This is a genomic window from Aquimarina sp. AU58 (genome assembly GCF_900312745.1).
GTDB classification, from domain to species: Bacteria; Bacteroidota; Bacteroidia; order Flavobacteriales; family Flavobacteriaceae; genus Aquimarina; species Aquimarina spinulae.
The window spans coordinates 2675454-2686986 of sequence record NZ_OMPD01000014.1 but is presented as its reverse complement, the minus strand read 5'-3'; the positions used below and the strand labels follow the sequence as shown (position 1 = coordinate 2686986).

Genomic DNA, 11533 nt, shown 5'->3' with positions numbered 1-11533 from the left:
AAACAAGAATAAAAAAGCTATTAAAAAATATTTTTTAATAGCTTTTTTTCCATTTTAAGTTAGTTAAAAGGTAAAAATCGTGTATTTCATCGAAAAAACAACGATCTAAACACTACAAAACCTTGTTATTTTACGGTTTTACCGTATTTTTGCTTTCCGAATCTATAGAATATTTATATGAAAAAATTATTACTTTTAGTTTTCTTATTTATTTCACTACATAATTACGCACAGTCCTTATCCAAAACAAGGATTATATATGAGCATAAGGATCAAATAGTAATGAATAACGGAAAACAATATAAAATCCTGGTTAACAAACCATTTTATTCAGTTTCTGACACTACGATAAAAAAATACAAGCAATACGCTAATCATCATCTTTTACGATTAAATCGTGTCCTTATTCTTAGTAATGATGAAGAATATATACAATTAATCGAATGGGTAAAAGAAGAAATGAAATTATACGAATCTCGTGAGCTTTCTGATTTTAATTTAGACGAAAATAATATCTCAGATTCTCTTGTTGCTCCAAAAAATTAAGTTGCAGTAATAACAGAAGTTTTAGCAAGTTGTAAAATTTGCTCAAATTGTTCTTTTAAGGTAAGATTAGAATTATCTATCTTGATAGCATCTTCTGCTTTCTTAAGCGGCGAATCTTTTCTTGTACTATCTATGTGATCTCTATTTACTACATTTTTTAAAACATCTTCATAAGTTACATCTTCTCCCCTTTCTCTAAGCTCTAGAAATCTACGTTCTGCGCGATCCTTAGCAGTTGCAGTCATGAATAGTTTAAGTTCGGCATTTGGAAAAACAACAGTTCCTATATCTCTTCCATCCATAACAATCCCTTTATCCATCCCCATTTTTTGTTGTTGTTCTACTAATTTTTTACGAACACTCGAGATTGCAGCAATTTTACTTACATATTTAGAAACGGTAAGCGTCCTGATTTTTTTTTCTACATTTTCTCCATTAAGTAAGATTTCTGCCAGGCCAGTTTCTGGGTTTATCCTAAATCTAAGGTCTATTTCAGAAAGGTCCTTTTCTAATGCTTCCTGATCAAAATGAAACTCGTCAATAATTTTTTTCCTCATAGCATATAAAGAAACCGCTCGATACATAGCTCCAGTATCTACATAAATATATCCTAATGCTTTGGCTAATTGTTTCGCGACGGTACTTTTTCCTGTAGAGGAATGTCCATCTATAGCTATTATTATCTTATTGTCTTCCAATTTATGAGAAATGCTATTTGTATTAAAAACCAAAAATAAACCAAACTATTTGGAAAATACAGATTATGTAAAAAAAGTTATTATCAATGAAATAATTACATCTAATAAATCACTTACCAAAATATAGAGATCACTTCACTACAACAAAGGCGTCCAATCATTTGACGTTACAAGAAATGATGCTAAAACTTGTTTAGAAACACAATAATTACGTTTTATCGAAGTTATCTACCTTTAGACCCCTACTGCATGAATATAAGCTACTTTATTACACCTTAAATCAACACACATTAACCTAAGTACACACAAATCATGGGCTTTTTTGATTTTTTAAACGAAAAAATAGCAATAGATCTTGGCACCTCAAATACGCTTATTACCTATAAAGGAAAAATAGCAGTAAACAACTCTTCTATCATATCAATTCATCAAATTACCGGGAAAATTATTGCAGTAGGTAAAGAAGCAGGTATGATGCGTGGCAAAATTAACAAGAATATAAAAACAATATCTCCATTTAATAATGGTGTTATTTCTAATTTTGATGCAGCAGAGAAAATGCTAAAGACATTTATCAAAAAGTTATCAGTTTTTAATACTTCAGCTTTTGCAACTTCTTACAATATGATTATTGCTATCCCTTGCGGAAGTACTGAAGTTGAAATGCGAGCGGTACAAGAATCTGCAAAACGACTCAATGCAAAAAATATATTTCTAATACCAGAACCTATAGCAGCAGCAATAGGTGGCGGGATAGATGTTCTAGAACCTAAAGGAAATATGGTTGTAGATATAGGTGGAGGAACTACAGAAATTGCTGTGATCTCTTTGGGGAGAATAATTAGTGGCCAATCTGTAAAAATTGCTGGAAACGTTTTTAATGAAGATATTACTCAATATGTGAGAGAATCTCGAAATCTACATATAGGAGAGTCTATGGCAGAGAAAATAAAAATAAAAATTGGTTCTGCAATCGACACCTTAGCATCACCTCCAGAAAAAATGATGGTAGAAGGAAGAGATATTCTAACAGGAAAACCTAAACAAATACAATTATCACATAAAGAGATTAAAAAAAGTTTAGATAAGTCTATTATACAAATAGAAAATGCAATTATGGAAACACTTTCTGAAATTCCTCCAGAACTCTCTGCTGATATCTATAATTCTGGTATTTATTTAACAGGTGGTGGATCAATGCTAAGAGGGCTTGATGATCGATTATCCATAGCTACAGAACTTCCTGTACATCTAGGAGATCAACCATTAGAAACTGTTGTAAAAGGAAGCGACATTGTTTTAAAAAACCTCGAATTATATAAAGATGTCTTAATTAAAAAGAGAAGATTATAAAATCATAAAAAACAAAAAGCAGCATTTTTAAACGCTGCTTTTTGTTTTTACAATATACTCTTATAATTTCTTTGCATTCTTAACCTTGGTATTGGTAATTGCAAGTTTTAGTACATCTTCCATATCCTTTACATAATGAAATTTAAGCCCTTTTAAATATTCGGATTTAATTTCATTAATATCTCTCCTGTTATCTTCGCAAAGTAATATCTCTTTTATATGTGCTCTTTTTGCAGCAAGGATTTTTTCTTTAATACCACCGACAGGTAATACTTTTCCTCGCAATGTAATCTCTCCTGTCATGGCAAGACTTTTCTTAACCTTACGTTGCGTAAATAAAGAAACCAGAGATGTCAGCATTGTAACTCCTGCACTAGGACCATCTTTTGGCGTAGCCCCTTCTGGTACGTGTATATGTACATTATAGGTTTCAAAAATATCTGGATTAATACCTAATTCTGCAGCATTGGCCTTGATATATTCCATAGCAATGGTAGCAGATTCTTTCATCACTTTCCCTAAGTTTCCGGTAATAGTCAGACTACCTTTTCCTTTAGACAAAATAGATTCTATAAATAGAATATCTCCACCTACACTTGTCCATGCAAGTCCTGTTACTACACCTGCGACATCATTATTTTCATACTTATCACGTTCTAACTTTGGTGCTCCAAGAACCTCAATAATATCTTCATTACTAATTTTTACATTATACTCCTCTTCCATTGCAATATTCTTCGCTGCATAACGTACCATTTTAGCAATTTGTTTTTCCAGGCCTCGTACTCCAGATTCTCTGGTATATCCTTCAACTATTTTTTCTAGTTGCTGTTTTCCTATCTTAATATGAGACTTGTCTAACCCGTGCTCTTCTAACTGTTTTGGCAACAAATGTTGCTTGGCGATCTCTATTTTTTCTTCAATTGTATACCCTGTAACATTAATGATCTCCATACGATCTCTAAGTGCAGGCTGAATTGTTCCCAGGCTGTTAGAGGTAGCAATAAACATTACTTTAGAGAGGTCAAATCCCATCTCAAGAAAATTATCATGAAATTCTGAATTCTGCTCAGGATCTAAAACTTCTAATAAAGCAGATGATGGATCGCCTTGATTACCTACAGATAATTTATCTATTTCGTCTAATACAAATACAGGGTTACTGGTTCCTGCTTTTTTAAGACTTTGGATAATTCTACCTGGCATTGCTCCTATATATGTTTTTCGATGCCCTCTTATTTCTGCTTCATCACGCAATCCTCCTAATGATATCCTTACGTATTCTCTTCCCAGAGCTTCTGCAATAGATTTTCCTAATGAAGTTTTACCTACACCAGGAGGGCCATATAGACATAGTATCGGGGATTTCATATCATTACGCAGTTTTAATACTGCGAGGTATTCTATAATTCTGCGCTTTACTTCATCTAAACCATAATGATCTCTATCCAAAATCTTCATAGCTCGTTTTAGATCAAATTTATCTGTACTAAACTCATTCCAGGGTAAATCTAGAAATAGATCTAAATAATTACGTTGTATAGAGTATTCTGCAACCTGTGGATTCATACGTTGCATTTTGGATAGCTCTTTATCAAAGTGTTTTTTTACTTTATCATCCCATTTCTTATCCTTGCTTCGTACACGCATTTCTTCGATTTCATCTTCATGTGAAACGCCACCAAGTTCTTCTTGTATAGTTTTCATCTGTTGATGTAAGAAATATTCTCGCTGTTGCTGACTCATGTCATGCTGAACCTTACTTTGAATGACATTTTTGAGTTCCAGTTTCTGAAACTCTACATTCATATATTTTAGAGTAGCTAAAGCTCTTTTCTTAAGGTCATTAATCTCTAGTAATTTCTGTTTCTCCTCTACAGGAAGATTTAAATTAGAAGACACAAAATTGATAAGAAAAGAATTACTCTCTATATTCTTTATAGCAAACGAAGCTTCAGAAGGTATTGTTGGGCTTTCCTTTATAATTTCTAGAGCCAAATCTTTGATCGAATCGATTATAGCACTAAATTCTTTATTCTCTTTTGCTGGCCTGGCTTCAGGAACTTCTCTAACCTTAGCTTTAATATAAGGTACTTCTTCTACAACTTCGTCTATATGAAATCGTTTTTTTCCTTGTAATATTACTGTAGTATTACCATCTGGCATTTTTAAGACTCTTAGAATACGAGCTACCACACCTACTCTATTAATATCTTTTAAGGATGGGTTTTCTATTCCCTCTTCTTTCTGAGAAACTACACCAATTGTTTTATTACCATTATTAGCTTCGTTAAGAAGTTTAATAGATTTATCTCTTCCTGCAGTAATAGGAATAACAACTCCAGGAAATAGTACAGTATTTCTTAAAGGTAATATTGGTAATATTTCGGGTAAATCTTCTTTGTCTATTTCTTCTTCATCTTCTGGCGTCATTAAAGGAATTAATTCTGCATCTTCATCTATCCCTTGAAATGACAAACTGTCAAGTGTCGTAAATTTGGTTTTAGCCATAAGTATATATCAAAGTCATTTTGTCATCACGGCAAAGCAACATTTTTTTTAGAATTTAATGAAATTAATTAAAAACCTTATAAAGCCCATTAAAACATGGCCTTCATTATAGATTCATTATTTACATTTCAATTGTTATGCCACAAGTTTTAAAAAAAAAATTAAAAAACTGTAACAAAGCAATGCAATATATATCTTTATGTTAAAGTAAATTATATTTTTTGTCACTAACCCAACTAAATACAGAGCAATTAATTGCGAAATGTCGCGAGCAAGATCAAAATGCGCAGCTCGAAACATACAATCGTTATTATAAGGCAATGTACAATACAGCATTGAGAATCATAAAGGACACAGCAGAAGCTGAAGACATTATGCAAGAAGCTTTTTTAACAGCTTTTACAAAACTATCGATGCTAGAAGATAATAATATGTTTGGGGCCTGGTTAAAAAGGATTGTTATTAATGCCAGTTTAACCGCTACACGTAAAAAAGATGTTCATCGTGAGGTAGCCCTAGAAACTGTTGAGTATGCTCTTACAGATAGCAACGGAATTGTAGAAGAAGATCTTGCTTCTGTAAAAGTAAATACAGTACTAAATACACTAACTCAACTTAAAGACAGCTATAGTACTGCATTATCATTACACCTTATAGAAGGTTATGATTATGAAGAAATCTGTCAGATTATGAATATATCATATTCTAATTGTCGTACGCTTATTTCGCGCGCAAAAGAAAGCTTACGAAAAAAATTACAATTTGTATGAGTACCGATAAAATAGAAAAGTTATTTAAACGTATGCAAGATCAATTAGACATACATGAACCTTCTGCTAATCACCAAATGAGGTTTTTAGAAAAGTTGCAGCAACAAAACAAAGTTGTACAATTGCAATCTAAAAAGGTAAATTGGTATAAACCACTTGCAATAGCTGCTTCGATTGCTATAGTATTTGGAATGGCAGCAATGACTTTTATGTTTAGTCCAAAAGAAGAAGTAGATCTGGCAAATGTTTCTCCTCAAATGGAGGAAACTCAAAGCTTTTTTACCTCTGCTATTCAATTGCAACTCGAAGAAATCGATAAAGCTTCTTCTATAGAAACCAAAGAATTGGTTTTGGATGCAATGAATCAATTAGAAAAACTGGAATCTGATTATGAAACACTTAAAAAAGATCTTTTTCATAGTGGAAATGATAAACGTGTAATTAGCGCTATGATTAAGAACTTTCAGAAACGTGCAAATTTATTAGACGAAGTACTTCAAAAAATTAACAGCATTAACGAATTTAAATTATCAGAAAATGAAAACTTTATACTATAATATAATCCTCTTATTGATGATTCCTGCTTTGGCATTAGCCAATAATGGAGATCTGAAAGGGAAATACACCAAAGAAAAAACATTAAAAAAAGACTTCTCTGTTAACGCAGATGCGTTATTAAAAATTAGTAATGATTATGGTAACCTGGATATTACTTCCTGGAATGAAAATCGAATTGTTATGGAGATTACCATTAAAGTAAGTGGAAACAATGAAGAAAAAGTGATCAAAAAACTAGAATCTATCGATGTCGAGTTTGATTCTTCTTCTCAAATGGTTAGCGCCAAAACAACTTTTAATAAAAATAATAGCTCTTGGTGGGATAAATGGACTAGCGGATGGAACAACAATATGAATATGAAAATCAATTATACCGTAAAAGTTCCTGTAACTAATAGTGTAGATTTTAATAATGATTACGGAAGCATCACTCTGGATAAGATAAAAGGTAATGCTAAAATTAACTGCGATTATGGTCAAATTATTATTGGAGAGTTACTAGGAGATAACAATTATATCAACATAGATTATACTAATAACAGTACTATTTCTTACATGAAAAATGGAAAAATCAATGCAGACTATTCTGATTTTGAAGTTGGCAACGGTGATAAGATTGATCTTAATGCAGATTATACACAATCAAAGTTTAAATCTATAAAAAACTTAAACTACAACTGCGATTATGGCGGGATTCGAATAGAAAATGGGGGGAAAATAATAGGCGCTTCAGATTATGTGAATACCAAATTTGGAAGTATTTCTGAAGAACTAAGTATTGATTCTGATTATGGATCTATCGAAGTTCGTTCGCTACAACCGACTTTCAAAAGTGTAAGAATCAAAACAGATTATACGAGTGTTAATATCGGATATGAGGATGGGTGTACTTTTGATTTTGCAATCAAAACTTCGTATGGAGGCATTAAACTAGATGACAATATAAATGTGCAAAAGAAATACGTTAAGGATTCTAAAAAAGATTATCAAGGATATAATGGTCAAGCTAATAGCGGGAAAACAATTAATATAACCTCTAGCTATGGTGGAATCAAATTAAGAAAAAACTAATATATACAAAACATTAATACATCAATACAATGAGAACAGCAGCATTTATTATAGGACTTACACTATGCAGTATAACTTCTTTACAAGCACAATGGTGGGGAAATGGGAAAAAAATTAATGGTAATGGCAATTCTGTTACCAAAAACAGATCGACATCAGACTATGATCAAGTAAAAGTAAAAGGAAGTTTGGATGTATCCTTAATATCGGGTACAGAAGGAAAAATCACAATCAAAGGAGAAAGTAACCTTATTGATTATATAGTAACCGAGATCCAAGGAGATGCTCTTAGAATTTATGTAAAAAAAGGGTTTTATCTAAAACCTTCTGTAGGAAAAAAACTAATTATTACTGTTCCTTTTAAAGATCTAACTCAAGTTACATTATCAGGATCGGGCGATGTGTATAGTTCTGATACAATTAAAGCTTCTGATTTTAAAACCGGAGTATCTGGATCTGGTGATGTTCAACTTGTTGTAGATGCCGAAAATATATGGGGGCAAGTATCTGGTTCTGGTGATTTGGCTTTAAAGGGAAGTGCCGGTAGTTTTAACGGGAACGTATCTGGTTCTGGTGATCTTTCTGCTTATGACTTAAATGCAAAAAATGTAACAGCAACCGTATCTGGATCTGGTGATATTGAAGTAATGGCTACCACCTACTTAAAGGCTCGTGTATCAGGATCTGGTGATATATTTTATAAAGGAGACCCTCAAAAAGAAGATAAAAAGGTATCTGGATCAGGAGATATTACAAAAAGATAGTATTAAGATAACTATTAATTATATTAAACTGTTTAAGAATCTCTATTCTTAAACAGTTTTTTATGTATAATAAATCTATATTTTTACATTTTATTTGCTATAATGCACTAATAATGTTATTATAACAGATATATTTATTTTACGTTCACCCCAAAACAAAAATCAAATTGCGATTCTTATCAAAAAAAGATGTTCCTTTTAAAGAAGTTGTACCCGATGGTTACATTGATATTCATTCACATTTGCTTCCGGGTATTGATGATGGAGTAAAGACAATTTATCAATCGGGATATATCCTGGAACAATTTGAAAATTTTGGTTTTAAAAAAGTCATTACTACTCCTCATATAATGCAAGATATATGGCCAAATTCTTCGCAAACTATAACTGGTACTTTTAAAAAACTTAAAGAAGTTCTTATTCCTTTGGGAATATCAAAAATCGAATTACAGGCAAGTGCAGAATATATGATGGACGATTTGTTTTATGAACGTATAAAAAATAATGACATCTTACCATTACACCAAAATTATATCCTGGTCGAAATGTCTACTTTTGCCCCTCCTATTAATCTAAACGAAATCTTATTCGAAATTAAATTAGCGGGATACACTCCTATTTTGGCACATCCAGAGCGATATACTTTTTATCAAGATGATCTAAAAAAATATGATGAGTTAAAAGCATCAGGGTTTCTATTTCAGGTTAACCTATTATCAATATCAGGGTATTATGGTGACCAAATAAAATCCTTTGCCAAAAAAATGATAGATCAAGGATATATAGACTTTACAGGTACAGATGTACACAATTATCATCAATTGGAAGTCTTAGAAAAAGGATTTGATTTTAAAATTGCTAAAAAGATTACTTCATTAATGAAAAATAATATCGAATTTTCTTAATTCTTTTTCCCATAACCATATCCATAGTTATAACCAGTCTTATTACCAGCTGCATTAAGTAAAACTGCAATATTTGGTAAACGTTTTTCTCTATAGAAATTTTCTGGAACCTGTAATACTCTTTTATCAGAGTAATTTTCTCTTACTATATAAATACTTAAATCTGCATGTTTTGCTATTAAAAGCGTATCGGTTACAAGACTAACAGGAGCAGTATCTACAATAATATAATCGTAGTGTTCTTCTAGATACTTAAACATTACATTTACTCTTTCCTGCATTAAAAGTTCTGCAGGGTTAGGTGGTATTGCTCCAGATGGCACAATATCAAATGCATCTTCTTTTTTATATTTATATATGATATCTTCTGGAGTTAACTCATCATTCATTATAAAATTAGTAAGTCCTTTAGAATCTTTCCCGTTAGGTAGATCAAAAAACTTATGAAATTTAGGATCTCTTAAATCCGTACCCAAAAAGGCTACTTTTTTTCCTGAAATGGCTAAAGTTTTAGCCAAGTTTGAAGAGATTAAAGTCTTTCCTTCCCCAGAAATAGTAGATGTAACAAAAATAACTTTCCCTTTAGTTTTGTTAATTCCTGCCATTAAGAAGTCTAAATTTGTTCTTAAGATCCTAAATGCTTCTGCTATTCCCGATCTATCATTTTGCGAAATCATTATTTTATTTTTGGATTTCACCTTTGGTATAGACCCAATAATTGGCATAGAAAGTACTTTTTCAAGGTCTTCTCTAGAACTTACTTTTACATTTAACAAATCTGAAGTATAAATAATAAGAAAAGGCAATATCAAACCAAGAAAGAAAGCTCCTGCATATATTGTTTTCTTATTTGGAGATACTGGATATGACCCTAATGTAGATGCTTTATCGATTACTCTGGCATTAGAAAGTGTAATATGACTCTTTATCTCTGCTTCTTCTCTTTTTTGAAGTAAATAAAGATATAATTGTTCTTTTATGGTCTGTTCCCGCTCTATAGCTCTAATATCTTTCTGTCGTGTTGGTGCGCTATATATTTGACCTCCAAAATATTGATTCTGGGTATTTAAGCTTCGTAATTGTCCGTTAATAGAGTTTTTTAAACTATTTAAACTCCCAATCAAAACTTGTCTTAATCCGCCAATTTGTTGGTCTATATTTACGACAACAGGATTCTTTTCACTCGAAGTTTTTAACAATCGTTGTCTCTGAAGAATTAACCTATTATATCTTGATATCGTATTGGCAACTGTTGGATCACTAAACCCTGAATTAGATTGTGGTACAAGATCGAACTTACCATCTTGGCTAAGCACAAACTTTCGCATCGATTCTATAAAATATAGCTGTGTGTTTAGCCGCGCTATTTCTTGAGAGTTTTTTGTATCTAAATCTGAAAATTGCTGCGCTTGAACTGCCACATCACTACTAGTTAATCCTCTACTGGATTGATACGTCGCTGCTTGATCATCTACCTGGGTCAAATCTCCTGAAATAAGTTCTAAACGATCATTTATAAAATCTGCTGTTCTTGCCGAAGCTTGTTTTTTATTCTCTATAGTTGCCTTGTTGTATTCTTCTACAAGGTTATTAATAATATCTTTTGCTTTTTCCTTGACCGGGTCGTTTAACGACAATCTAACAATACCAGAATTTTTAACCGAAATAATGGATAACCTATTTCTATATGACTCGGCAACAAACTTTACTGGCGTTACTACAATTTTGATAATTTTACCAATACTAGCATTCATAGTATCCATACTTGGAGTAATAATAATATCACCAATACTAGTGTTAATAGTATTTCCAAAGGAATGGTTACTTACTTTTTGTTTTTTTTCATCTAGAAAAGAGAAAGAGGTGTCAGAATCAATTTGCACATGAAAAACTTTTGATTTTTTATGTACAATAGAATCATCTGATAAAAAATTGATTTCAATAAGCGATTTTGGATAATTCTCTACTTCCAGAATTCTTCCTTCACTAAAATATCGAACATTAAGTTTTAAATTATTAACTACATTAGTTAATAGTGTTCTTGATTTTAAAATCTGAATCTCATTTTCAATTTTATTCTGCCCGTCATCTAATAAACCAAGATCTTTAAATGCCGACAACTCTGATTCACCCATACTTTCATCCTGAGAGATCACAATACTAGAAGACACATTATATTGGGGAATTGTATACCTTACTTTAAGATACGCTAAACCAACAAAAATAAAGACACTTAATACAAACCAATACCAACGTTTAAGGTATTTTAAAATTTGATCTCTAAGATTAAAACTAAATCCAGAAGACGAATCAAAATTAGTATTCTTCGTAGGGGTATTATTAGTATTAGAAATCAT

General features: G+C 31.6%; 10 protein-coding genes. 7 read left to right on the top strand and 3 right to left on the bottom strand.

Features of this window, described 5'->3' with window-relative positions; genetic code table 11:
* Positions 1 to 177 precede the first annotated feature (177 nt).
* Positions 178 to 546: a hypothetical protein gene (locus tag DK441_RS22965; protein WP_074406494.1), complete on the top strand. Its 369-nt coding sequence runs from the start codon at positions 178 to 180 to the stop codon at positions 544 to 546.
* Here DK441_RS22965 and cmk read toward each other — a convergent pair.
* Positions 543 to 1244, bottom strand: a complete 702-nt coding sequence (cmk, locus tag DK441_RS22960) for a (d)CMP kinase (protein ID WP_109852922.1) — start codon at positions 1242 to 1244, stop codon at positions 543 to 545. The two genes, DK441_RS22965 and cmk, sit on opposite strands and share 4 nt — an antisense overlap.
* A gap of 312 nt (positions 1245 to 1556) precedes the next feature.
* Between cmk and DK441_RS22955 the strand changes: the two genes are divergently transcribed.
* Complete coding sequence (locus tag DK441_RS22955; protein ID WP_109852921.1) at positions 1557 to 2597, top strand: rod shape-determining protein; 1041 nt, start codon at positions 1557 to 1559, stop codon at positions 2595 to 2597.
* A gap of 60 nt (positions 2598 to 2657) precedes the next feature.
* Here the strand turns inward: DK441_RS22955 and lon are convergent, their stop codons facing one another.
* A complete protein-coding gene (lon, locus tag DK441_RS22950) occupies positions 2658 to 5108 on the bottom strand; it encodes an endopeptidase La (RefSeq protein WP_109852920.1) in 2451 nt (816 codons plus the stop codon).
* Positions 5109 to 5329: 221 nt separating this feature from the next.
* Between lon and DK441_RS22945 the strand changes: the two genes are divergently transcribed.
* The 5 genes from DK441_RS22945 (at position 5330) to DK441_RS22925 (ending at position 9176) form a co-directional block, all read left to right on the top strand.
* Positions 5330 to 5878 (top strand): RNA polymerase sigma factor, encoded by a 549-nt coding sequence (locus DK441_RS22945; protein ID WP_074406498.1) that lies wholly within the window; start codon positions 5330 to 5332, stop codon positions 5876 to 5878.
* Positions 5875 to 6435: a hypothetical protein gene (locus DK441_RS22940; RefSeq protein ID WP_109852919.1), complete on the top strand. Its 561-nt coding sequence runs from the start codon at positions 5875 to 5877 to the stop codon at positions 6433 to 6435. Before DK441_RS22945 ends, DK441_RS22940 begins: the two co-directional genes overlap by 4 nt.
* Complete coding sequence (locus DK441_RS22935; RefSeq protein ID WP_109852918.1) at positions 6416 to 7507, top strand: hypothetical protein; 1092 nt, start codon at positions 6416 to 6418, stop codon at positions 7505 to 7507. The genes DK441_RS22940 and DK441_RS22935 overlap by 20 nt, the downstream gene beginning before the upstream one ends.
* 29 nt (positions 7508 to 7536) lie before the next feature.
* The gene (locus tag DK441_RS22930; RefSeq protein ID WP_109852917.1) at positions 7537 to 8271 is read left to right on the top strand and encodes a head GIN domain-containing protein; all 735 of its coding nucleotides are present in this window, start codon (positions 7537 to 7539) and stop codon (positions 8269 to 8271) included.
* Between the two features lie 167 nt (positions 8272 to 8438).
* On the top strand, positions 8439 to 9176 hold the full coding sequence (locus tag DK441_RS22925; protein WP_109852916.1) for a tyrosine-protein phosphatase: 738 nt from the start codon (positions 8439 to 8441) through the stop codon (positions 9174 to 9176).
* Here DK441_RS22925 and DK441_RS22920 read toward each other — a convergent pair.
* Positions 9173 to 11533 carry a polysaccharide biosynthesis tyrosine autokinase gene (locus DK441_RS22920; RefSeq protein ID WP_109852915.1) on the bottom strand — a complete coding sequence of 787 codons (2361 nt, stop codon included), beginning with the start codon at positions 11531 to 11533 and terminating at the stop codon, positions 9173 to 9175. The genes DK441_RS22925 and DK441_RS22920 overlap by 4 nt on opposite strands.

Coding starts and splice junctions, on each gene's coding strand:
- lon (WP_109852920.1), bottom strand. CDS start 5,108: ATGGCTAAAACCAAATTTACGACACTTGACAGTTTGTCATTTCAAGGG.
- DK441_RS22930 (WP_109852917.1), top strand. CDS start 7,537: ATGAGAACAGCAGCATTTATTATAGGACTTACACTATGCAGTATAACT.
- DK441_RS22935 (WP_109852918.1), top strand. CDS start 6,416: ATGAAAACTTTATACTATAATATAATCCTCTTATTGATGATTCCTGCT.
- DK441_RS22940 (WP_109852919.1), top strand. CDS start 5,875: ATGAGTACCGATAAAATAGAAAAGTTATTTAAACGTATGCAAGATCAA.
- DK441_RS22955 (WP_109852921.1), top strand. CDS start 1,557: ATGGGCTTTTTTGATTTTTTAAACGAAAAAATAGCAATAGATCTTGGC.
- DK441_RS22965 (WP_074406494.1), top strand. CDS start 178: ATGAAAAAATTATTACTTTTAGTTTTCTTATTTATTTCACTACATAAT.
- DK441_RS22920 (WP_109852915.1), bottom strand. CDS start 11,533: ATGATTTCTAATACTAATAATACCCCTACGAAGAATACTAATTTTGAT.